The organism is Primorskyibacter flagellatus, from assembly GCF_900176485.1.
In the GTDB taxonomy this organism is placed as follows: domain Bacteria; phylum Pseudomonadota; class Alphaproteobacteria; order Rhodobacterales; family Rhodobacteraceae; genus Primorskyibacter; species Primorskyibacter flagellatus.
This window is the reverse complement of record NZ_FWYD01000026.1, coordinates 26,322-48,485: the sequence shown is the minus strand read 5'-3', so window position 1 is coordinate 48,485 and position 22,164 is coordinate 26,322. Positions and strand designations below refer to the sequence as shown.

The 22,164-nt window shown below is 59.7% G+C and carries 21 protein-coding genes; 14 read left to right on the top strand and 7 right to left on the bottom strand.

Annotation, left to right across the window (positions count from 1 at the left end):
* Positions 1-363: 363 nt before the first annotated feature.
* The 11 genes from rlmJ (at position 364) to B8991_RS18770 (ending at position 11,576) form a co-directional block, all read left to right on the top strand.
* A complete protein-coding gene (rlmJ, locus tag B8991_RS18820) occupies positions 364-1,140 on the top strand; it encodes a 23S rRNA (adenine(2030)-N(6))-methyltransferase RlmJ (protein ID WP_084354812.1) in 777 nt (258 codons plus the stop codon).
* Between the two features lie 109 nt (positions 1,141-1,249).
* Positions 1,250-1,687, top strand: a complete 438-nt coding sequence (locus tag B8991_RS18815) for a tellurite resistance TerB family protein (protein WP_084354810.1) — start codon at positions 1,250-1,252, stop codon at positions 1,685-1,687.
* A gap of 260 nt (positions 1,688-1,947) precedes the next feature.
* Complete coding sequence (locus B8991_RS18810) at positions 1,948-2,724, top strand: ABC transporter ATP-binding protein (RefSeq protein ID WP_084354808.1); 777 nt, start codon at positions 1,948-1,950, stop codon at positions 2,722-2,724.
* Positions 2,725-2,746: 22 nt separating this feature from the next.
* Positions 2,747-3,478 (top strand): transporter substrate-binding domain-containing protein, encoded by a 732-nt coding sequence (locus B8991_RS18805; protein WP_084354805.1) that lies wholly within the window; start codon positions 2,747-2,749, stop codon positions 3,476-3,478.
* A 69-nt stretch (positions 3,479-3,547) separates the two neighbouring features.
* Positions 3,548-4,432 carry an ABC transporter permease gene (locus tag B8991_RS18800; protein WP_084354802.1) on the top strand — a complete coding sequence of 295 codons (885 nt, stop codon included), beginning with the start codon at positions 3,548-3,550 and terminating at the stop codon, positions 4,430-4,432.
* Between the two features lie 97 nt (positions 4,433-4,529).
* Positions 4,530-5,336 carry an ABC transporter permease gene (locus tag B8991_RS18795; protein WP_084354799.1) on the top strand — a complete coding sequence of 269 codons (807 nt, stop codon included), beginning with the start codon at positions 4,530-4,532 and terminating at the stop codon, positions 5,334-5,336.
* Between the two features lie 95 nt (positions 5,337-5,431).
* Complete coding sequence (locus B8991_RS18790; protein WP_084354796.1) at positions 5,432-6,766, top strand: glutamine synthetase family protein; 1,335 nt, start codon at positions 5,432-5,434, stop codon at positions 6,764-6,766.
* Between the two features lie 75 nt (positions 6,767-6,841).
* Positions 6,842-7,525, top strand: coding sequence for a type 1 glutamine amidotransferase (locus tag B8991_RS18785; protein ID WP_084354793.1), 684 nt, complete (start codon positions 6,842-6,844; stop codon positions 7,523-7,525).
* Positions 7,522-8,889, top strand: coding sequence for a glutamine synthetase family protein (locus B8991_RS18780; RefSeq protein WP_084354790.1), 1,368 nt, complete (start codon positions 7,522-7,524; stop codon positions 8,887-8,889). Before B8991_RS18785 ends, B8991_RS18780 begins: the two co-directional genes overlap by 4 nt.
* A gap of 75 nt (positions 8,890-8,964) precedes the next feature.
* Positions 8,965-10,269, top strand: coding sequence for an NAD(P)/FAD-dependent oxidoreductase (locus B8991_RS18775; RefSeq protein ID WP_084354787.1), 1,305 nt, complete (start codon positions 8,965-8,967; stop codon positions 10,267-10,269).
* A 113-nt stretch (positions 10,270-10,382) separates the two neighbouring features.
* Complete coding sequence (locus B8991_RS18770; protein ID WP_084354784.1) at positions 10,383-11,576, top strand: DegT/DnrJ/EryC1/StrS family aminotransferase; 1,194 nt, start codon at positions 10,383-10,385, stop codon at positions 11,574-11,576.
* A gap of 73 nt (positions 11,577-11,649) precedes the next feature.
* Here the strand turns inward: B8991_RS18770 and phaR are convergent, their stop codons facing one another.
* The 3 genes from phaR to B8991_RS18755 all read right to left on the bottom strand — a co-directional run bounded on the left by phaR (position 11,650) and on the right by B8991_RS18755 (position 14,718).
* Positions 11,650-12,204, bottom strand: coding sequence for a polyhydroxyalkanoate synthesis repressor PhaR (phaR, locus tag B8991_RS18765; RefSeq protein ID WP_084354781.1), 555 nt, complete (start codon positions 12,202-12,204; stop codon positions 11,650-11,652).
* A gap of 132 nt (positions 12,205-12,336) precedes the next feature.
* Positions 12,337-12,792: a phasin, PhaP gene (locus tag B8991_RS18760; protein WP_084354778.1), complete on the bottom strand. Its 456-nt coding sequence runs from the start codon at positions 12,790-12,792 to the stop codon at positions 12,337-12,339.
* 132 nt (positions 12,793-12,924) lie between these two features.
* Positions 12,925-14,718, bottom strand: a complete 1,794-nt coding sequence (locus B8991_RS18755; RefSeq protein WP_084354775.1) for a PHA/PHB synthase family protein — start codon at positions 14,716-14,718, stop codon at positions 12,925-12,927.
* Positions 14,719-14,835: 117 nt separating this feature from the next.
* Between B8991_RS18755 and phaZ the strand changes: the two genes are divergently transcribed.
* Complete coding sequence (gene phaZ / locus B8991_RS18750) at positions 14,836-16,122, top strand: polyhydroxyalkanoate depolymerase (RefSeq protein WP_084354819.1); 1,287 nt, start codon at positions 14,836-14,838, stop codon at positions 16,120-16,122.
* Between the two features lie 118 nt (positions 16,123-16,240).
* Here phaZ and B8991_RS18745 read toward each other — a convergent pair whose 3' ends face one another.
* The 3 genes from B8991_RS18745 to B8991_RS18735 all read right to left on the bottom strand — a co-directional run bounded on the left by B8991_RS18745 (position 16,241) and on the right by B8991_RS18735 (position 19,423).
* A complete protein-coding gene (locus B8991_RS18745; protein ID WP_084354772.1) occupies positions 16,241-17,215 on the bottom strand; it encodes a Gfo/Idh/MocA family protein in 975 nt (324 codons plus the stop codon).
* A gap of 117 nt (positions 17,216-17,332) precedes the next feature.
* Positions 17,333-18,229: an RNA polymerase sigma factor RpoH gene (rpoH, locus tag B8991_RS18740; RefSeq protein ID WP_084354769.1), complete on the bottom strand. Its 897-nt coding sequence runs from the start codon at positions 18,227-18,229 to the stop codon at positions 17,333-17,335.
* A 168-nt stretch (positions 18,230-18,397) separates the two neighbouring features.
* Positions 18,398-19,423: an RluA family pseudouridine synthase gene (locus B8991_RS18735; RefSeq protein ID WP_084354766.1), complete on the bottom strand. Its 1,026-nt coding sequence runs from the start codon at positions 19,421-19,423 to the stop codon at positions 18,398-18,400.
* Between B8991_RS18735 and B8991_RS18730 the strand changes: the two genes are divergently transcribed.
* A complete protein-coding gene (locus B8991_RS18730; RefSeq protein ID WP_084354763.1) occupies positions 19,422-19,736 on the top strand; it encodes a DUF6476 family protein in 315 nt (104 codons plus the stop codon). The two genes, B8991_RS18735 and B8991_RS18730, sit on opposite strands and share 2 nt — an antisense overlap.
* Positions 19,737-19,744: 8 nt before the next feature.
* Here B8991_RS18730 and B8991_RS18725 read toward each other — a convergent pair whose 3' ends face one another.
* Complete coding sequence (locus B8991_RS18725) at positions 19,745-20,401, bottom strand: sulfotransferase family 2 domain-containing protein (protein ID WP_084354818.1); 657 nt, start codon at positions 20,399-20,401, stop codon at positions 19,745-19,747.
* 105 nt (positions 20,402-20,506) lie between these two features.
* On the opposite strand from B8991_RS18725, the gene B8991_RS18720 reads away from it, so the two are divergent.
* Entirely contained in the window at positions 20,507-22,132 is a 1,626-nt protein-coding gene (locus tag B8991_RS18720) for an AMP-binding protein (protein WP_084354760.1), read from the top strand.
* Positions 22,133-22,164: the final 32 nt, after the last annotated feature.

Below are 22,164 nucleotides of genomic sequence, written 5' to 3'. Positions count from 1 at the left end.
CTCATTCTGAGCGTTCACGAAGGCAAAAACGTCAGCAGAATGAGCCGAGCACCCCACCGCAAGCGAAACACCAATGGGGCCGAGACGGCGCATACGGATTATTGGCCGATTTAGCAGCGAAAGCGCCTGAGACAGCCTGCGGACTGGCGGTTGATGAGCTTACTTCAATTTTCAAAGCTTGGCTTCGCTCAACGCACTACGCGGACCTCACTAGCGCCCCAGCGCTTCGCGCTTGGCTCCGCCATTCAACAAAGTTTTTCCGGGCCGACGGGCATTTGTACATATTCACCGTACAAAACACACAAAAGGCCCCAAACGTCAGCCGCTCTTGCGCGGACAGGCGCGCGGGGCTAAGCCAGTCCGATGCTGTCCTATCAACATATTTATCACGCCGGGAATCTGGCCGATGTTCACAAGCACAGCCTGCTTGCATGGATGCTTAACCAGTTGATCCAGAAGGATAAACCACTCACCTATCTGGAAACCCATGCGGGCCGGGCGCTCTACCGGCTGGACGCTGCCGAGGCGCTGAAAACCGGCGAGGCCGCACAGGGCATTGCCCGTGCAGCCGCCCTGAACTGGTTTCCCGACAGCCACCCATATGCAAATACGATCCGCGCAACCCATTCAGATCATGGAGAAAATTCCTATCCCGGCTCCCCTCTGATCGCGTCGCAAATCCTGCGCCCGATGGACAGTCTGCACCTTGCGGAACTGCACCCGCAGGAATACGCCGCACTCGACTATGCAGTCCCAAAAGCCAAGTGTTATCAACAAGATGGATTTGAAATGGCACAGTCCATCTGTCCCCCGACCCCGCGCCGCGGCCTGTTGTTGATCGACCCCAGCTATGAGATCAAAAGCGATTATGATCTGATCCCCACGCAGATCGCCGCCCTGAATCGCAAGTGGAATGTCGGAATCATCATGTTGTGGTATCCGATCCTTTCGGACGCGCCGCACCGCAAGATGTTGAGCGCCCTCAGCAAGGCACATCCCGACGCGCTGCGCCACGAAGTCAGCTTTCCGCCCGCCCGTCAGGGCCACCGGATGGTCGGCTCCGGCCTCTTCATCCTCAACCCGCCCTACCGGATCGAGGACGAAACCGCCCGTCTGAGCAAACTCTTCGCGACGCTCTGACGCGCAACGCATTGACAGCGCACATAAATCCAGAACAGCGACGCCCTTTCGCGCGACCCCGAAACGATCAGGCTTGGCGCGCCCGGACAGGCGGCATATATCATCACCTATGTTCGCAGACTTCCTCAAACGGCTGACCCAGCCAGAGCCCGCCCCGCTGGACGACGGTGATGCCCGCCTCGCCCTGACCGCCCTGCTTGTCCGGGTGGCCCGGTCCGATGGCGACTATTCCGACCGCGAGATCTCGCGCATCGACCGTATCGCTGCGACGCGCTACGGTCTGTCGCCCTTCGAGGCAACGGCCCTGCGGCGCGATGCCGAAACGCTGGAATCCGAGGCGCCGGACACGGTACGCTTTACCCGCGCGATCAAAGATGCCGTGCCCTACGACCACCGCATTGGCGTGATCGAGGCGCTTTGGCAGGTGGTTCTGGCGGATGGCGAACGTGACGAGGCAGAGGACGCGTTGCTGCGGCTCGTATCCAACCTGCTGGGCGTCAGCGATGTCGACAGCGCGTTGGCACGGCAACGGATGGAAAAAGGCTGATCGCACAGCTTGAATTGCCTAACCGGCGCGCCGCCTTCAAGGCAAATGGCCAGTCTTATCACCGTTTCTGCTGGAAGATATGCAAGGGAGCCGCTCGGCGGCGCTGGGACCGCCTGCAAGCCGGGGAAGGGTCGGAAAAGCGACCTTCCGTGTCGTCAATTTGGCATTCCCGATGTGTTCCGGGCATTTTGAATGTTGCAATGAGGCAAAAAAGCAGCCCATGCTACGCGGTGTAGGATTGCTATCAGCATGGGTTTACTTTGGCAGACACCAGTTCCGTTATCGAGATCCACGACCTGCACAAGCGCTACGGGTCACTTGAGGTTCTCAAAGGGGTAGACATCTCTGCTCCGGTTGGGGGTGTGGTGTCGCTGATCGGATCATCCGGATCGGGCAAGTCGACGTTGCTGCGCTGCTGCAATCTTCTTGAGGACAGCCAGCAGGGCGAGATTTTGTTCAAAGGGGAACCCGTGCAATGGCACGGCGATGGCCTGTCGCGTCGGCCAGCCGATCCCAAACAGGTTTTGCGGATCAGGACCAACCTGTCGATGGTGTTTCAGCAATTCAACCTGTGGTCCCATATGACCATCCTTCAGAATGTGATGGAGGCTCCTGTGACGGTGCTGGGCCGTGACCGGGCAGAGGTTGAACAATCTGCGCATGCCTATCTTGTCAAGGTCGGGATCGGCGACAAGGCCAATGCCTTTCCGGCACAGCTGTCAGGCGGTCAGCAACAGCGCGCCGCCATCGCACGGGCCTTGTGCATGGAACCCGAGGCACTTCTGTTCGACGAGCCAACCTCGGCGCTGGATCCGGAACTTGAACAGGAAGTGGTGCGTGTCATCAAGGATCTGGCCCGCGAAGGCCGGACGATGCTGATCGTCACGCATGACATGAAACTGGCCGCTGATGTGTCGGACCACGTCGTCTTTCTGCATCAGGGCCTGATCGAGGAAGAAGGCGCGCCGGACCGGTTGTTCGGTGCGCCCAAATCGGAACGTCTGCGAGGCTTTCTAAGTGCCACGCAGACGGCGTAAAACTCAATAAGGGAGTGTATTCATGAAAAGTTTGATCCTTGGCACCGCCGCGCTGGCCCTCAGTGCGTCAGTGGCTTTCGCCGCCAGCCATTCGGTTGTGCGTCTGGGCACAGAGGGTGCCTATCCTCCGTATAACTTCATCAACGATGCCGGTGAAGTGGACGGGTTCGAGCGTGTTCTGGGCGACGAGCTGTGCAAGCGTGCCGAGCTGACCTGCGAATGGGTGACCAACGACTGGGATTCGATCATCCCCAATCTGGTATCCGGCAACTATGACGCCATCATCGCCGGCATGTCGATCACGCCAGAGCGTGAGGAAGTTGTCGCATTTACCCAGAACTACACGCCGCCATCGCCGTCCTCCTATGTTGGTGCGACTGCGGATGTGGATATTGAAAACGGGGTGATCGCGGCCCAGACCGGCACGATTCAGGCCGCTCATATCGCCCAGACCGGGGCCACCTTGCTGGAATTTCCCAACCCTGATGAAGTCGTCGCCGCCGTTGTAAGCGGCGAAGCGGATGCCGGGCTTGCCGACAAGGACTTTCTGATCCCTGCGGTCGAGGAATCCGGAGGTGCGATGGTGTTCGTGGGCGACGACATTCCTCTGGGCGGTGGCATCGGCATGGCCTTCCGCCAGTCCGACCCCGAGCTTCGCGACAAGTTCGACGCCGCGATCCAGTCGATGAAGGATGATGGCACGCTGAACACGATGATCGCTGAGTATCTGGGCGAGGATTCGCCCGCCTTCTGATGATCCTATCCGGGGGCGGCTGCGGCTGCCCCTGATTTCCGCCCGTCCGCCTGCCCAGGGAGGTCTGCCATTTTCAGCTATTGCACAGATCCCACGGCTCTGGACGGATTGCAGTGGTTTGCCTGCTACCTGACGACCGGCAAACATATGGGATTTTACGTCTCGTTCGGCACGGTGCTGCTGCTGCTGGCAATCACGGCCCCCACGGCCTTGGCCTTTGGATTTGCCGCCGCCGGTGCTGCGCGATCCGCCGTTGCGCCGCTGCGCTGGATCGGCAAGGCCTATATCGCAATCGTGCGCGGCGTGCCCGACATCGCGTTCTTTCTGTTCTTCGTGATCGCACTGGATCAGGCATTCGAATGGATGCGGCACAAGGTGAAATGTGCTGACTGGGACCAGCCGATCCGTCAAGGCAACGATTTCGTGGTCTGCGCCGCAGCCAAGCTGCCCTTGGGCAATTCGCCGCAATGGATGCACGAAACCTACGGCTTTTTTCTCGCCGTGCTGACCTTTTCCATCGTCTTCGGAGCCTTCGCGGGCAATGTCCTGTTCGGCGCTATGCGGGCCGTACCGCATGCCCAACTGGAAACCGCCGCGGCTTACGGCATGTCACGCAGGCAGGTGTTCTGGCGCATCCTGGTGCCGCAGATGTGGGTCTTTGCCCTGCCCGGCCTGTCGAACCTGTGGATGGTTCTGATCAAGGCCACGCCGCTCCTGTTCCTGCTGGGGGTCGAGGATATCGTCTACTGGGCGCGCGAGCTTGGCGGTGCCAAGACGCCGCGTTTCACCGACTATCCACATGGCGACTGGCGAATGTGGTATTTTCTGGCCCTGCTGATTTTCTATCTGGCGTTCACCCGCGTGTCAGAGGTTGTCCTTGGGCGGCTGATGGCCCGCCTCACACATGGTCAGGCCACCACCGGCGGCGAAGCGCAACGCAAGGCGGCGACATGATGGCGAAAGACACAGCGACACGCGTCCCGGACTTGATCCGGGACCTCTGCCCCGCCTGCCGCAAGGCCCCGGGTCAAGCCCGGGGCAGGTCCGCGCCATGAGTTGTTGGGACACGATTGCCGATTACGGTTTGCGTTCGCTCGGGATTGGCGAACGTCTTTTGCCCCGAGAGGGTTTCACGCTGTGCCAACAGGTCACCCTGATCGGCTCTGGGATGCTTTGGAACATCTATTTCGGCATATGCGCGCTGACCAGCGGCTTCTGCCTGGCCACCGCCGTGGCGATGGGAAAGGCCTCGAACAATCGCGTCCTGCGCAAACTGTCGGAGTGGTTCATTTTCATCTTCCGAGGCTCTCCGTTGTTTATCCAGTTCTTCTTCGCCTACTTCCTGTTTCTCAGCCTCAAACAGGCAACCGGTATGTTCACCGCCTTTTCCTCTGCCTGGGCGGGCGCGCTGGTGGTGCTGTTTCTGAACACCGCCGCCTATAGCGGTGAGATCTTCTATGGCGCGCTTTTGTCGGTCCCCAAGGGCGATGTCGAAGCCGCAGATGCTTACGGCATGTCCGGCTGGCCACGGTTTCGCCGGATCGTCTGGCCCACGATGCTGCGGCTGGCATGGCCTGCCTATACGAACGAGGCGATCTTTCTGTTCCACGCCACGACGCTGGTCTTCTTCTCTGGGTTTCCGGCGCTGCAACAGAAAGGCGATGCGCTGTATTACGCCAGCTACTTCGCTGACAAGACGTTCAACCCGTTTGTCCCCTACCCGATCCTCGCCGGCTATTTCATTCTGCTGACGCTGGTGATCGTGGGAATTTTCGGGCTGATCAACCGGCATCTCAATCGGCATCTGCCGCAGGACGCGCGACCAAAGCTGAGGGTGCGCCCGAACCTGCTGCGTTAAGGCGCGTGTTGACATGGCCCTTGCCAAGCCCGCCCCTGCCCAGCTATCGATGATTTGATCATATTCTAAACCGGTGTCCTATGTCCAAGCTGACAATGAAAAACTACCTGCGCAAACATCCCGAAGTGCGTACCATTCGTGTGGCTGCGGCAGATCTGAACGGCCAGCCGCGCGGAAAGCGCGTGCCGTCGCGCTTTGCCGACAAGGTGGTTGAGGACGGCACCCGCTTTCCGATGTCCGTCCTCAACCTTGATATATGGGGCGAGGATATCGACGACAGCCCGCTGGTCTTTGAAAGCGGCGACGAAGACGGCATCCTGAAGCCGACAGAGCGCGGCTTCATGCCGATGCCCTGGCTGGAGGCACCGACCGCGCTGCTGCCGATCTGGATGTATCGTGACGGTGGTAAACCCTATGACGGCGACCCCCGCCATGCGCTGCGTGCGGTGGTCGAACGCTACAAGAAGCTCGGCCTGACCCCGGTTGTCGCGATGGAGATGGAGTTTTTCCTGATCGACGATTCAGGCCGCAACCTTCAGGTGCCGATCAGTCCGCGTTCCGGCAAGCGCCGCAAGGCCGCCGAGACGCTATCCATTCGCGCGCTGGACCAGTTCGATACATTCTTCACCGATCTCTACGATGGGTGCGAGGCGATGGACATACCTGCCGACACCGCCATTTCCGAAGCCGGGCTGGGCCAGTTCGAGATCAACCTGATGCATTGCGACGACGCGCTGCGCGCCGCCGATGACGCATGGTTGTTCAAGATCCTCGTAAAAGGGCTGGCGCGGCGCTACGGCTTTGCCGCGTCCTTCATGGCGAAACCCTATGAGGATTACGCCGGTTCCGGCCTGCACACGCATTTCTCGGTTCTGGATGAAAACGGCGACAACATCTTTGACGATGGCGGCCCCAAGGGCACGGACATGCTGCGTCATGCCGTGGGTGGTTGTCTTGCGGGCATGCATGACAGCGCGCTGATCTTCGCACCGCATGCCAACAGCTATGACCGGCTGGTGCCCGGCGCGCATGCGCCCTCGGCGATCTGCTGGGCCTATGAGAACCGCACCTCGGCGATCCGCATTCCTTCCGGCGCGTCCGCCGCACGCCGGATCGAACATCGCGTCGCGGGCGGCGACGTGAACCCCTATCTGCTGTTGACCGCGATCCTAGGCGCAGCGCTGGTGGGCATCGAAGACAAGATCGAGCCTTGCGAACCGATCACCGGCAACGCCTATACACAGGACCTTCCGCATATCCCGTCCGACTGGGGCAGCGCCATTGAGGCCTTCGAGGCCAGCAGCTTCATCCCGCGCGTCTTCTCGGCAGAATTGATCCGCAACCTTGTCCTGACCAAGAAGCAAGAGAAATACTACATGGCCGAACTTAGCCCCACCGAACAGGTCGAAATCTACCTCGACACTGTGTGACACGCCAACGGGCCGCCCCTTGTGGACGGCCCTTCGCATCTTTAGGTTTGAGCAGAACCCCAACATTGGTGCCCCATGCTTATTGGCATTTTACAAACCGGTCATGTCGCGCAAGAGCTTGTCGCGGAGAACGGTGATTATCCGGAAATCTTTGCGCAATTTCTGGCAGGCCGTGACCTGAGCTTCCGCAACTACGCGGTCGTGGACGGCGAGTTTCCGAACGGCCCGGAAGATGCCGAAGGCTGGCTGATCACCGGCTCGCGCTTTGGCGCGTATGAGGATCATCCGTGGATCCCGCCGCTGGAGGAATTGATCCGCGACATCTACGCCTCGGGACGGCCCATGATCGGCGTTTGTTTCGGCCATCAGATCATCGCGCAAGCGCTTGGTGGCAAGGTCGAGAAATTCGCGGGCGGCTGGTCTGTCGGGCGCACCAGCTATGACATATTGGGCGAGACCGTGAACCTGAACGCCTGGCATCAGGATCAGGTCGTGGTGGTGCCCGACGATGCCGAAATTGTTTCTTCCACCGATTTCTGCGAAAATGCGGCACTGCTATATGGTGATCGCGCCTTCACCATCCAGCCGCACCCCGAGATTGACCGGACCTATCTCAAGGGGCTGCTGGACGAACGGGCGCAAGGCGTCGTGCCCGAACCGCTGCGGCAGGAGGCGCTATCCCGCCTTGACGCCGACACGGACAGCGCGCGGCTGGCCGAGATGTTTGCGCTGTTCTTCAAGGAAAAGAGGATCACATGAGCGACACTGACTGGCAGGATGGCTTGCCCGACCCGGCCCGCGCCTATCTGGAAGGTCGCCGCCTTGACGAGGTCGAATGCATCATTTCGGATCTGCCCGGCATCGCGCGTGGCAAGGCCGTGCCCGCCAGCAAATTTGCCCGGCAGAAGCATTTTCACCTCCCCGACAGCATCTTCTTTCAGACCATCACCGGCGACTGGGGAGAGGCTGCCGACGAGCGCGAAGGCTTTATCGAGCGTGACATGATCCTGCGCCCGGACATGGCCACCGCCACGGCAGCCCCCTGGACCGGCGACTGGACGTTGCAGGTGATCCACGACGCTTATGATCGCAAGGACCGGCCCATACCCTACGCGCCGCGCAACGTGCTGCGCCGTGTCCTGCAGCTTTATCACGATCAGGGCTGGCAGCCCGTGGTGGCGCCCGAGATGGAATTCTACCTCGTGGCGCGCAATCTGGACCCGGCCAAGGACATCATGCCGATGATGGGCCGGTCAGGCCGCCCCGCCGCCGCACGGCAAGCCTATTCCATGACCGCCGTGGATGAGTTTGGCCCGGTGATCGACGATATCTACGACTTTGCCGAGGCACAGGGATTTGAGATTGACGGCATCACGCAGGAAGGCGGTGCCGGACAGTTGGAGATCAACCTGCAACATGGTGATCCTCTGAAGCTGGCCGATGAGGTGTTCTACTTCAAACGCCTGATCCGCGAGGCCGCGTTGCGCCACGATTGTTTCGCGACTTTCATGGCCAAACCCATCGCGGACGAGCCGGGTAGTGCCATGCATATCCACCATTCGGTGCTGGATGTTGAAACCGGGCTGAACGCCTTTTCCGGACCGCAGGGCGGTGAAACCGACGCGTTCTTCCATTTCATCGGCGGGTTGCAGACCTATATGCCCGCAGCTATTGCCGTGATGGCCCCTTATGTGAACAGCTATCGCCGCTATGTGAAGGATCAGGCCGCACCGATCAATCTGGAATGGGGCCGCGACAACCGCACGACGGGCATTCGCATTCCGCTCTCCAGCCCCGACGGACGGCGCGTGGAAAACCGCTTGGCGGGGATGGACTGCAATCCCTATCTGGGCATCGCCGCGTCGCTGGCCTGCGGCTATCTGGGCATGACGGAGGAAATCCGCCCGCAAAAGCAGTTCCGTGGTGACGCCTATGAGGGCGAGGGCGATATTCCGCGCGTGCTGGGACAGGCTCTGGATGTGTTCGACGGCGCAGAAGCGCTGCACAAAGTGCTTGGTCCGGAATTTGCGCGGGTCTATTCCATCGTGAAACGCACCGAATACGAAGAGTTCCTGCAAGTGATCAGCCCGTGGGAACGCGAACATCTGCTGCTGAACGTCTAGTCGTTCGATTACCGGAAAGGGAACGGGCCCTTCCTTTCCTGATCTGAGTTGAGACAACGAACAGGAACTTGCGTCGTGGATTTGCTGTTTTCCAATGACAGACGAGGCACCTACCCGGCGTCGTGGTATGCCGCGACGGCCACGCCTCTCGCGCCGTTTGCGCCCCTGCGCGGCGAGGTTCGCGCGGATGTCTGCGTGGTGGGCGGCGGCTATACCGGGCTGTCGGCTGCGCTGCATCTGGCGCAGGCGGGCCGGTCGGTGGTGCTGATCGAGGCGCATCGCGTGGGCTTTGGCGCATCTGGGCGCAATGGCGGGCAGTTGGGATCCGGGCAGCGACTGACGCAGGACGGGCTGGAAAAGATGATGGGCGACGGCCCCGCGCACGCGCTGTGGGATCTGGCCGAGGATGCCAAGGCGCTGGTAAAGGATCTGATCGCGCGTCACGGTATCGCCTGCGATCTGACGCCAGGCGTGGCCTGGGCCGGCACTTCGCAACGATCAGTGGACGGGCTGCACCGCTATGCCGAACATCTGGCGGCGCGCTACGGCTACGAAGAGATAGACGCGCTGCGAACCAACGACTGGCAGGCGATCTGCCGCGCGCCACAGCATCTGGGGGCCATTCTTGACCACGGTGCCGCGCATCTGCACCCTTTGAAACTGGCGCTTGGGCTGGCGCAGGCAGCGCACGACGCGGGCGTGCAGATCCATGAAACGAGCCATGTGCATCACCTGATCCAAGGCACCCCGGCGACCGTACAGACCGAGGGCGGGCGCGTGATTGCCGAGCAGGTCATCCTTGCCTGCAACGGCTATCTGGGCGGGTTGAACCGCAAGGTCGCGGCACGGGTCATGCCGATCAACAATTTCATCGCAGCGACAGAGCCCTTGGGCAACCGCGCAGCTGAGGTTCTGGCACGGAACGTCGCGGTGGCTGACGACCGGTTCGTGGTCAATTATTTTCGGATGAGCCACGATGGCCGTCTACTGTTCGGCGGCGGCGAAAGCTATGGCTACAAGTTTCCGGCTGATATTGCGGCTCTGGTCCGCAAACCTATGGAGCAGAGCTTTCCGCAGTTGAAAGGCGTGCGCATCGACCACGCCTGGGGTGGAACGCTGGCGATCACCATGCGGCGAATGCCCTATCTCGCACGGGTTGCACCGAACATCCTGTCGGCCTCGGGCTATTCCGGGCATGGTGTGGGCACGGCCGTACATGCCGGTCAGCTTATGGCACGCGCCATCGAAGGCCAGACCGATGGGTTCGATACGATGGCGGCGGTCCCGGCGCAGCCTTTTCCCGGCGGCGCAATGATGCGCAATCCCCTACTGGCACTGGCGATGAGTTGGTACGCGCTGCGGGACAGGCTGGGCGTCTGACCACACTTCCATGTGACAGTTCGATGAAAACCCCGTGACGCGGGCATTTTTCGCTTTGCGGTTTCGCGCCATAAGTTTACAAAATCAGAAAGGTCTATTTGGGAAATTGAAATATGGTCACCGCACCCAAGATGCATGACGCCGAGCCGATCCCCGCAGCCGCCTTGAAAGCGGTCGAGGAGCTGCTGCAATCGGGCGATCTATTTCGCTATCACGCGGCCCAAGACGCACCGGTGTCCCTGCTGGAGCGCGAGTTTGCCGAGATGATGAGCGTGAAATACGCGCTGGCGGTGTCAAGCTGCTCTGCCGCGCTGTTCCTTTCGCTCAAGGCGTTGGGTCTGCCGCGTGGCGCGCGGGTGCTGATCCCGGCCTTCACCTTCGCCGCCGTGCCCTCTGCCGTTCTCCACGCGGATTGCCATCCGGTCCTGTGCGAGGTCGGCACGAATTATCGTATAGATCTGGAAGATTTCGAAGCAAAGCTGGATGATGTGCAGGCGGTGCTGATCAGCCATATGCGCGGCCATACCTCTGATATGGACCGCATCATGGAACTGGCCGATGCCCGTGACATCCCGGTAATCGAGGATGCCGCGCATTCTCTTGGCACGGTCTGGGACGGTCGCAAGATCGGTACGATCGGCAAAATCGGCTGTTTCAGTTTCCAAAGCTACAAGCTGATCAACGCGGGCGAAGGCGGCATTCTGATCACGGATGATGCGGAAATCTTTGCCCAGGCGGTCATCATGTCCGGCGCCTATGAGCATAACTGGAAAAAGCATGACGGGCTGGCGGCAGCCTTCCAGCGTTGGCAGAACCTTCTGCCACTCTACAATCTGCGCATGGGCAACCTCAGCGCGGCCGTCATCCGCCCGCAACTGGACGAACTTGCGCGCAGGGTGCGTGACGGACGGGCAAACCACGATTTCGTTGCGGAGCGGCTGAACCAGTCGCCTTGGCTGGACGTTCCTGCCCCGCTGTCGCCCGAAGAACGTGCGCCGGATTCGATTCAGTTCAACCTTGTCGGCATGGACAGTTCCGATGCGGCGCGCTTTGCCGACGCCGCCGCAGCAGCCGCGGTCAAGGTACAGATTTTCGGCCTGTCCACGGACAATGCACGCGCGTTCTGGAATTGGAAGTTTCTTCCGGGCGGAATACCGGATCTGCCCAAGACACGCGCCATGCTGAAACAGGCCTGCGATGTACGTCTTCCGGCACGACTGACGGTGCCGGAACTGAAATTCGTGGCAGATGCCTTGACCGGGGCGGCTGCGGCAGTGATGACTCCCCTGCCTGCCTACGGCACCTGAAAGACGGCGATCAGACAAACAAGAAACGGGATATGTAACCGGGCTTTTACTGCGTCTCCGGTCGCAGGCTTTGTCACTTGGAGAGTTTGGACAGCTTTGCCTGCAACTCCGCGAGCTGCTTTTTGATGTCGTCAAGATCCTCATCGCCGCTCTCGGCATTGGGGTCCTTGCCGGGGCCGGTCCAGGTGTTGCCAATTCCGCTGGTCATCGCCTTAACAAACGCTTCTTGCTGCGCCTGCACTGCCTCAAACCCCGGAACCTTGGAAATCGGGTTCATCGAGTTCATATTCTCGACCCATTTCGACTGGCTGTCGCGGAACATATCGAAGGAGGCCGCAAGGAATTGTGGCACGACCGAGGTTGCCTGCGTCGTATAGCTGCGCACAAGATCGGTGAGCACATTGATCGGCAGGACACTTTCGCCCTTGCTTTCATGCTCGGCCACGATTTGCAGCAAATATTGACGGGTCAGATCATCGCCGGATTTCAGATCGACGATCTGAACCTCGCGGCCCGCGCGAATGAAGCCTGCAATATCTTCAAGTGTGACGTAATCACTGGTCTCGGTATTGTAGAGTCGTCTGCTTGCATAGCGCTTGATCAGCAGCGGTTTATCGGTGTCAGCCAAGAAGGTTCTCCCCAAGAATGCAGCAATGCAGAAAAGCTTATGCGAGTGCAGAACAAAAAGAAAGGGCGGGCATAAAGCCCGCCCCTACCTCTGCGCCGCGTTGGGAGGAGTTGGCGCAGTCGTTATTATAACTTACTTCGAAGTTGCAGCAGAAGTTGCCTTCTTGGCAGCGGCTGTCGCGTCGTTGGTTGCCTTTTTGACAGCCGCGGATGCGTCTTCGGAGATGTCCTTGCCGGCAGCCATCATCAGCTCAACCGTGTCCATCTGAACCTTTTTCGCGATTTCAGCGAAAGCGGCCATGTTCTCGGAAGCAACTTCAGCCTGAGCGGAAGCGAAATCTGTCATCGCTTTGGCGTAATCGGCAGGCTCTGCTTTGGCTTTGGACATGTCTGCCAGTTTGGTCAGAGTGTCCTTGGCCCACTTGGCAGAGATTTCTGTCGACTTTTCAGCAGCTTCCAGAGCAACGCCCGAGAGCTTCTCGTTCAGAGTCGCTGTGGTCTTGAACGCGTCTTCCATTGCTTTCGTGTCAACCGGGAACGCGCCCATGATGTCTTTCATCATTGCGGTCGGATCTTGTGTCTTAGCCATTGTTAAATTCCTTTCAGAGCTGAACTCGGGCCCACCCCGTTTCCTGCGTCTGTCAGGAATATGCATGCTGCGGCGCGGCATTTCAAGAATTAAATGCTGCGCCGCAGAAAAATGTTTATTTGACCAATACTTTCAGCGGATTGCCTTGATCGTCACATAGGTTCCGGGGGCTGGCCCAAGCGTCGGATGGTCCGAATCACCCGGTTTTCGCGCGTCCACCTTCTTGCCAGAACGCTTTCGCAGCCATTCCTCCCACCGCGGCCACCACGACCCGGCGGTGAAGGTAGCCCCCTCCATCCAGCCTTCTGCGTCCTGCTTCAGATCGGTGTTGGTGTAGTGCCCGTATTTCTTCTTGGACGGCGGATTGACGATCCCTGCAATGTGGCCGGATTCCGACACGATGAAGGTCTTGGACCGCGCTCCCATCTTTTGAACACCCCGGTAGCAGTCTTTCCAAGCAGCAATGTGATCGGTCTCGCAGGTGACTGAACAGAGCGGCACATCAACGTCGGACAGTTTCAGCGTGTGGCCCATAAGCTCGAACGTGCCCTCGGAAAATTCGTTCCGCTGGCACAGGCCGCGCAGATACTGCATGGCCATCTTGGCGGGCAGATTGGCACCGTCACCGTTCCAGTACAGCAGGTCGAAAGCAGGCGGCGTTTCCCCCATCATATAGCTTTTGATCGCCGGACCGTAGATAAGATCCGTCGACCGCAGAAAGCTGAAGGTTCGCGCCATGACAAAGGATGGCAGCATCCCCTTGGCCTCGACCTCCTGTTCGATCCCGTCGATAAAATCGTTTTGCAGGAAAGGGGTGAATTCACCCTGATCGCTGAAATCTGTCAGCGTGGTAAAGAACGTGGCCGATTTTACCGTCTTGTCGCCGCGCTGCTTCATCAGCGACAGCGTCAGCGACAGCGTGGTCCCGGCAATGCAATAGCCCACCGCGTTTACTTCAGATTGTCCGGTGATCTCTTTCACTTCCCGAAAAGCAGTCAGGTAGCCATCCTCTATGTAATCCTCCAGCCCCACGTCGCGATAGCTGGGATCGGGGTTGATCCAACTGACGACGAACAGCGTGTAGCCCTGCTCTGTCACCCATTTGATAAAGCTGTTCTGCTCTTTCAGGTCGAGAATGTAGAATTTGTTGATCCACGGCGGAAACAGCACGATCGGCGTGGCATAGACCTGATCGGTGTCCGGTGTGTACTGGATCAGTTCCATCATCTTGTTGCGATAGACAACCTCGCCCGGTGTGGTGGCGATATTCTTGCCCAGCACAAAGGCGCGCTCATCCGCCAGCCGCACCACCAACTCGCCATTGTTGGCCTCTAGGTCAGACACCAGATTTTCGAGACCTTTGACCAGGGACTCGCCATCCGTCTCAACCGCCTTCTGCAATGCATCCGGGTTGGTGCCGAAAAAATTGGTCGGTGCCATCATATCAAGGATCTGCCGCGAGAAATACGTCAACCGGCGCTTTTCGGTATCGTCGAGATGCTCGATGTCCTCGACGGCACGAGAAATCGTATCCGCATTGATCAGATACTGCTTCTTGATGAAATTGAAATAAGGGTGCGAATCCCACAGCGGGTTGGAAAACCGCCGGTCTTTCGGGCCGGGATCTTCGGGTGCCTCCAGTTTTCCGCGCGCAAGCGTCTGTTGTACCTCGACAAAATGCTTCAGAGAGCTGCCCCAGAATCCGATCTGGTGTTCAAGAAGCTTCGACGGGTTCTGAACGGCCTCCGTCCAATAGGTCTGCATTGCCTTGGTATACAGCTCTTGATTCGGGCCGCTGAGTGCCGGATTTACCGGCTGTTTTTGCGACATCGCGGCCATCAAGCGTTGCGACAACTCCTCAACACGCGCCAAATTTTCCTTCAGCCGATCCAAATTCTGCCCTGCGGCAACGTCTTTAGTTGTCATTGGAAAATTTCCCCCTTACTTTTGCTGCTACGCAGAATAAAATATCCTGTCGCCTCTTGTTGGGGGGCAAAGCGACGAAATGAACCGGCTTGCCTGCCCGGACTTATGGAGACGCACATGCGCTACATGGCGACGTACGACCTTATGGAGACCCTTCGCAACACCAACCAGTGGTTGGGAGCGACGGCCAAGGCTGCTGCATCCTACCCTGCGTTTGCCCTGATTCCCAACCCTGCGTTGCAGTGGATGGCGGCTTGGGGCGAGGTGACGGAACGATCCTTCGAGCGAATGACTGTAAAACCGGGATGGGGCATCCGCTCTATCACTTGCGAAGACGGAAAAGATCACGTTGTGGTCAAGCAGACCGTCGTTCAGCGCGCCTTCGGTGACCTGATCCACTTTAAAGTACAGGGGCGCGACCCGAAACCCCGGCAAGTGCTTTTGGTCGCGCCGATGTCGGGGCATTACGCCACGCTGCTGCGCTCGACCGTGATTTCGTTGCTGCCCGATTGCGAGGTTTATGTGACCGACTGGCACAATGCCCGCGACATCCCGGTGAGCGAAGGCAAGTTCGATGTCGAGGATTACACTCTCTACCTTGTCGAATTCATGCGCCATCTCGGCCCCGACACCCATGTGATCGCCGTCTGCCAGCCCGCACCACTGACGCTGGCCGCCACCGCCTATCTGGCCGAAGAAGATCCCGATGCGCAACCGCGTTCGCTGACCTTGATCGGCGGACCGATTGATCCGGATGCTGCACCGACGGATGTGACCGATTTCGGCGCACGCGTAACAATGGGTCAGCTTGAAGAAACCATGATCCAACGTGTGGGATTCAAGTATAATGGCGTCGGTCGGATGGTCTATCCTGGCCTGCTGCAACTGTCCTCGTTCATCTCGATGAACGCCGAACGGCACTCCAAGGCGTTCAGCGACCAGATCATGCGTGTCAGCCGCGGCGAAGCGTCTGACCATGACGCCCATAACCGATTCTACGATGAATATCTTGCGGTGATGGACATGCCTGCGGAATTCTACCTGTCCACGGTGGAGCGGGTGTTCAAGAATTGCGAGATTGCCAAGAACGAATTCACCGTCAAAGGAAAGCTGGTCGATATTGGCAAGATCACCAGCGTTGCCGTCAAGACGGTCGAAGGTGCCAAGGACGACATCTCGGCCCCCGGTCAATGCGTCGCGGCGCTGGCGCTGTGCACTGGCCTGCCCGAGTCCAAGAAGGCCAGCCATCTGGAACCGGGTGCCGGCCATTACGGCATCTTCGCGGGCAAGAGCTGGCGGCAGAACATTCGTCCGTTGGTGTTGGAATTCATCGACGCCAATTCGGACGCGCCGGAGCCTGCCGCCAAAACCACCAAGACAGCGAACAAGAACGCCGCCGCCTGATCGACAATCTCCGGGGCGTTGCATTGGACCAATCATAACGGGGCCGCACCAGCAATGGTTCGGCCCCGTCTTATGCAAGATGACCGTGCGGGGAACGGTCCAACCGCGGGGCGTCGGCTCAACCCCGGTCCTTGTCGAACACCATGTCGATCATCGCCTGCGTCCCGCGAGAAAACTCCAGCGGACAGGCATATGCGGCACCGCTCGTCGCGGACCGATTGAACGCCTCGACCTGAAGCACATAGTGGTTGTCGCCGGGAAACCGGTAAACGGCGATCTCGCCACTGGCGCGATGAAGATCAATGCGCGCCTCGCCGTAGACCATCGGATTGAACGGCGCTGTCAGACGCATCACCCCTTCGGATCCGTGGAATGTCATATCCTGCCACGGGCTCATCCGCATGGAATTGACGGCCGTATAGTGGAATGACGGGAATTGCGCGGTGATGTGCGACCACACATCCACGTCGTTTTCATAACGGATAGCGGTGGATAGGATTTCCTGCGGTTCTTGCCCGGTCACGAAGCGGGTCGATCCGTAGGTATAGACGCCAATATCGGGTATTGCGCCGCCACCGGTTTCGGGCCTGTTGCGGATATTTCCACCATCGGCGCTGTTATCGTAGGAAAACGCGCCGGAGACGCGGATCAGCTCCCCAATTGCACCGGCTTCGTATAGCGCCTTGGCCTTCTGCCATTGCGGGTGATGCACGATCATATAGGCCTCGGCCGCGAGCAACCCGGTTTCATTGCGCAAGGTAATGATCTCGTCGATCTGATCGGCCCGCATGGCAATCGGCTTTTCACACAGAACATGCTTGCCGGCACGCAAAGCCTTCAGTGTCCATTCGACATGCAGATGGTTCGGAAGCGGTACATAAATGGCATCAATCTGGTCGTCGGCCAGCAGAGCGTCGTAATCCTCAAATACCGTCAGGCCGGGCACCTTCTCGACAAAAGGTTTTGCATTTTCAGCGTCGGAGGTTGCAAGCGCGGAGAACATGCCGCCACGCGCAGAGTGAATCGCGGGTGCCATGTGGTTCAACGCGAAATTCGAGGCACCCAGGATGCCCCAGCGAATGTGTTTGGCCATTGCGTTTTCTCCCTGTTGTGAACACCTTACCTTTGCCGTCCCTTACGTCAACAGCCCATCATAAATGCAAACAGGCCCCGCGATGGGGGCCTGTCAAATATTGGCATATGGGCAGGGTTACTGCGTCGGTGTCATTCCGGCTTCGCTTGCCAGATCGCGCATCTTCTTCTGTAGCTTCTCAAAGGCGCGCACCTCGATCTGCCGGATACGTTCGCGGCTGACATCATATTGGCCGGACAGTTCTTCCAGCGTAACGGCCTGATCGGTCAGGCGGCGTTGGGTCAGAATGTCCTTTTCGCGATCATTGAGCACCGACATTGCTTCCGCGAGCAACGCCCGACGCGTTTCCAACTCGTCACGCTCTTCATAGTCGCCGGCCTGGTCGGCGTCTTCATCCTCCAGCCAGTCCTGCCACTGCATAGAGCCTTCGCCCTCTTGACCGACAGTGGCGTTCAGCGACGCGTCCCCGCCCGACAGACGACGGTTCATCGAGATGACTTCGGTCTCTGTCACACCAAGATCGTTTGCGATCCGTTGCACATGCTCGGGCCGCAAATCGCCGTCTTCCAGCGCACCAATGCGGGATTTTGCCTTGCGCAGGTTGAAGAACAGCTTTTTCTGGGCAGAGGTCGTGCCGAGTTTCACCAGCGACCACGAGCGCAGGATATATTCCTGGATCGAGGCGCGGATCCACCACATCGCATAGGTCGCAAGGCGGAAGCCGCGCTCTGGATCAAAGCGTTTGACCGCTTGCATCAGACCGACATTCGCCTCGGAAATCACCTCGGCCTGCGGCAGTCCGTAGCCGCGATAACCCATGGCGATCTTTGCCGCGAGACGCAGGTGAGATGTCACCATCTTGTGGGCGGCTTCGGTGTCCTGCTCTTCGACCCAGCGTTTGGCCAGCATGTATTCTTCTTCCGGCTCCAACAGCGGGAACTTCCGGATTTCCTGCATATAGCGGTTCAGGCCGCCCTCTGGCGTCGGTGCCGGCAGGTTTTTGTAGTTACTCATGGATATGTCCCTCCCCATGTTTAAGGGCTTAACATTTACTTAGGCATCTCGGTACGGGCTTTCAACTCCCGTAGCGTGCAAAACTATAACGTTTAGTTAAGACAATTCCGTCGGGAAGAAATCAATATGTCAGTGCGTTCACGCGCATGTGCTGTGCATTTGACCGCGTCATGCGCGCAATCGCGCCAAAAGCAGCGCCATATCAGCGGGAAGCTGCAACTCGAACCGCATCACCTCACCGCTCGCGGGATGTTTGAATCCCAGCACGGCGGCATGCAGCGCTTGTCGCGGAAACGCCGATACAGCGTCTCGTGTCGCGGCGGTCAGGGCCTTTGCCGCGATCTTCCGGCGCCCGCCATAGGTCTGATCCCCAACAAGCCCGTGACCGGCATGGGCCATATGCACTCGGATTTGATGCGTTCGCCCGGTTTCCAGCCTGCATTCGACAAGCGCCACCGCAGGCGGTGTTCCAAACCCTTCCAGCACCCGCGTCCGCGTCACCGCATGTCGTCCACCATTGAACACCACGGCCTGCTTTTGCCGGTCCGTCTTGTGGCGCGTCAGTTGCGTGGTGATGCGGATCACCGCCCCCGGCTCGACCGAGACACCGCGAATGCCGCGCAGACGCGGATCGCCGGTGTCTGGCATGCCGTGGACAATCGCCAGATAGGCGCGTTCGGCGCTGTGCGCCTCGAACTGCGCTGCCAGCCCGTGATGCGCCCGGTCTGTCTTGGCCACAACCAGCAATCCGGTCGTGTCCTTGTCGATCCGGTGCACGACGCCGGGGCGCTTTTCCCCGCCGACACCTGAAAGCGTGTCGCCGCAATGGTGCAAAAGAGCGTTGACCAGCGTTCCCGTCGGCGTGCCCGGCGCGGGATGCACCACCATCCCCGCAGGCTTGTCCACCACGATAAGGTCGTCATCCTCGTAAACGATCTCAAGCGGGATCGGTTCCGGGCCGATATGGCTCTCGGTGGCAACCGGCACGGTGATCTCCAGCACGTCGCCCTCTGATACCTTTGCCTTGGCGTCTGTCACCACCGTTCCGTTCAGCGCCACACAACCGTCGGCGATCAGCCGCGCCAGCCGTGTGCGCGACAGCGATGCCTCGTCTGGCACATCCCGCGAAAGCGCCTTATCAAGGCGGGGCGGCGGGGCCAGCCCGATCGTGACGCTAATCACGGTGGTATCCATGGATGACGCTCCTCAGCCGGACGAGAGTTTCGAAGAACCGGCAAACCTGAAATTTCTGCGGATGCTGGTCACAATCCTGACCGGCACGATGATCGCGGGACTTCTAATCATCATTGCACTGGTTGTCATCCGCTACTCTGACCAACGCGCGCCTTTGCCGGACACAATTACCCTGCCGGACGGGACCACGGCCACCGCCTTTACCCAAGGATCGGACTGGTACGCGGTGGTCACGGCCGATGACCGTATCCTGATTTTCGACCGCGCCAACGGCAAACTTGTCAACACCATAGAGGTCCGCCCGGCACCCTGACGCCCTGCCTAATCCTGCCCGTCGAAGTGATAGTCAAAGCGGGCAATATCCTCGGCGCAAACCTCTGCCAGATGCTCGGCCAGCGCGTCGCCGTAGTGCTGACGATAGTCATTCGCCCGCTCCGACCGGTTTACATGCGGCAAATCGGGCGTAAACCCCAGATGGCCAGAGAGCAACGGCATGTCCTCTTCGATATGTTCCAGCCGCAGGTAGGCCGATGCACGCTCAACCCCCGTCGCATCGGTCAGGTAGTGCCGCGCCGGCGCGGCATGCAGGCTGCGCACGATCTGCGGATCGCGCAGGAACGCCGCGAAGCCGGTCTGTTGCGCCAGTGTCACCGCCGGATGCCTAAAGCTCTGCGCGCGCAGCCAGTGATAATAGCTGACCGCCCGATCCCAGGGATTGCGCACGATGGTGAAGGTGAACATCGCAGCGATCTGCGCAGGCGTCAGCACGCCCTCAATATCCGCCAGCGTGCTGTGTTTCCAAAGCCGCCCGCGGGGCTGCAACCCCTTCAGCCGCCCGCGCCTGCGCAGCGCCTTCGGGGTATCGCCAATCAGAATATCCCCAGCCATCGCGCGCGCCTCCAACGCCAGCGCCATCGAGGTCCCGCCGGTCTTTGGGATATGCACAAAGATATAGGCGCGGCCTTCGGAAATAATCATGCGCGGCAGTTTAGCGCGACAGCAGCCGGGGAAAAGCGCAAAGGGGTTTTCACTCTCTGCAAAGCGCCGCATAGTCAGCCAACACAGCAAATTGCGGAGGTTCCGATGGGGTGGCTTGCAGATGAAACCGGGCTGGATAAATGCGCCGCAAACTATACGCCGCTGACGCCGCTTTCAGGACTGATCCGCGCGGCAGATGTGTTCGCGGACGAGCCAGCAATGGTCTACGGCATGCACTGCGTGACCTATGCCGAATACTATAAGCGGTGCACGCGGCTGGCATCCGGGCTGACCGCGCTTGGCGTGACGCCGGGCGATGTGGTGGCGACGATCATCCCCAACCTGCCCCCCCAGGCCGAGGCTCATTTCGGCGTGCCCGCTTGTGGCGCGGTTCTCAATACGATCAACACCCGGCTGGACGTTGCCACGGTCAGCTACATTCTGGGTCACGGCGGTGCCAAGGTGCTGCTGGTCGACAGCCAGTTCATTGATCTGGCTGAAAACGCCATCGCCGCGCTGGACGGCCCCAAACCGACGCTGATCGAATGCCCCGACCCCCAGGCAGGGTTTGAGGCCAGCGGACGGCACCGGACCTATGAGGATCTGCTGACCTCGGCAGACCCGGATTTCGAATGGATCCTGCCGCAGGACGAGTGGGAAAGCATCGCGCTCAATTATACCTCGGGCACCACGGGGCATCCGAAAGGCGTGGTCTGTCACCATCGCGGCGCGTATCTTAGCGCAATGGGACAGGTCATCAGCTGGCGCATCACGTTGCAGCCTGTCTATCTGACCATCGTGCCGCTGTTTCATTGCAATGGCTGGTGCCACACTTGGATGATGCCGATGGTCGGCGGCACCGTAGTGTGCTGCCGCGACATCACCGCCAAGGCAATTTTCGACGCCATCGCGGATGAGGGCGTCACACATTTCGGTGGCGCGCCCATCGTGCTGAACGCGCTGATCAACGCGCCCGAAGGCGACCGTCGCGAATTTTCCCAGACAGTCGAGGTTTTCACCGCCGGCGCACCACCTGCCCCGTCCACCCTGTCACAGATCGAACCCATGGGGTTCAACGTCACGCAGGTCTACGGCCTGACGGAAACCTATGGCCCCGGCACCGAAAGCCTTTGGCTGCCGCAATGGGACCGCCTTGAAGGCGATGAGCGCGCCGCCGTCAAGGCCCGGCAAGGCGTGGCGATGCCGTTTCTTGACCGTGTGACCGTGATGGATGACGCAATGGCCGACGTGCCGCGGGACGCCGCCAGCCGGGGCGAGATCATGTTCCGCGGCAACGGCGTGATGAAAGGGTATTTCAAGAACCCCGAGGCCACCGCCGAGGCCTTCTCGGGTGGGTATTTCCATTCCGGCGACATTGCCGTGATGCACCCTGACGGCCATGTCCAGATCGCCGACCGCGCAAAGGACATCATCATCTCGGGGGGCGAAAATATCTCTTCGGTCGAGGTGGAAAACGCACTGATGGCGCATGAGGCGGTCAGCCTGTGTGCGGTGGTGGCCAAACCCGACGACAAGTGGGGCGAAGTGCCCTGCGCCTTTGTCGAGCTGAAACAGGGCCGTTCGGTGACAGAAGCGGATCTGATCGCCTTTGTCCGTTCGCGTCTGGCCGGGTTCAAAACCCCTAAACAGATCGTCTTCGAAGAACTGCCCAAAACCTCCACGGGCAAGATCCAGAAATTCGAACTGCGCAAGCGGGTGGCCGATCTGTAGATGCCAGGTCTCGGGCGGTGCTGCATTGCCGG

Bases quoted from the DNA above. Each gene is read 5' to 3' on its own strand.
- rlmJ (WP_084354812.1), top strand. From the start codon at position 364: ATGCTGTCCTATCAACATATTTATCACGCCGGGAATCTGGCCGATGTT.
- B8991_RS18815 (WP_084354810.1), top strand. From the start codon at position 1,250: ATGTTCGCAGACTTCCTCAAACGGCTGACCCAGCCAGAGCCCGCCCCG.
- B8991_RS18805 (WP_084354805.1), top strand. From the start codon at position 2,747: ATGAAAAGTTTGATCCTTGGCACCGCCGCGCTGGCCCTCAGTGCGTCA.
- B8991_RS18795 (WP_084354799.1), top strand. From the start codon at position 4,530: ATGAGTTGTTGGGACACGATTGCCGATTACGGTTTGCGTTCGCTCGGG.
- B8991_RS18790 (WP_084354796.1), top strand. From the start codon at position 5,432: ATGAAAAACTACCTGCGCAAACATCCCGAAGTGCGTACCATTCGTGTG.
- B8991_RS18785 (WP_084354793.1), top strand. From the start codon at position 6,842: ATGCTTATTGGCATTTTACAAACCGGTCATGTCGCGCAAGAGCTTGTC.
- B8991_RS18780 (WP_084354790.1), top strand. From the start codon at position 7,522: ATGAGCGACACTGACTGGCAGGATGGCTTGCCCGACCCGGCCCGCGCC.
- B8991_RS18770 (WP_084354784.1), top strand. From the start codon at position 10,383: ATGGTCACCGCACCCAAGATGCATGACGCCGAGCCGATCCCCGCAGCC.
- B8991_RS18760 (WP_084354778.1), bottom strand. From the start codon at position 12,792: ATGGCTAAGACACAAGATCCGACCGCAATGATGAAAGACATCATGGGC.
- B8991_RS18755 (WP_084354775.1), bottom strand. From the start codon at position 14,718: ATGACAACTAAAGACGTTGCCGCAGGGCAGAATTTGGATCGGCTGAAG.
- phaZ (WP_084354819.1), top strand. From the start codon at position 14,836: ATGCGCTACATGGCGACGTACGACCTTATGGAGACCCTTCGCAACACC.
- B8991_RS18745 (WP_084354772.1), bottom strand. From the start codon at position 17,215: ATGGCCAAACACATTCGCTGGGGCATCCTGGGTGCCTCGAATTTCGCG.
- rpoH (WP_084354769.1), bottom strand. From the start codon at position 18,229: ATGAGTAACTACAAAAACCTGCCGGCACCGACGCCAGAGGGCGGCCTG.
- B8991_RS18730 (WP_084354763.1), top strand. From the start codon at position 19,422: ATGGATGACGCTCCTCAGCCGGACGAGAGTTTCGAAGAACCGGCAAAC.
- B8991_RS18735 (WP_084354766.1), bottom strand. From the start codon at position 19,423: ATGGATACCACCGTGATTAGCGTCACGATCGGGCTGGCCCCGCCGCCC.
- B8991_RS18725 (WP_084354818.1), bottom strand. From the start codon at position 20,401: ATGATTATTTCCGAAGGCCGCGCCTATATCTTTGTGCATATCCCAAAG.
- B8991_RS18720 (WP_084354760.1), top strand. From the start codon at position 20,507: ATGGGGTGGCTTGCAGATGAAACCGGGCTGGATAAATGCGCCGCAAAC.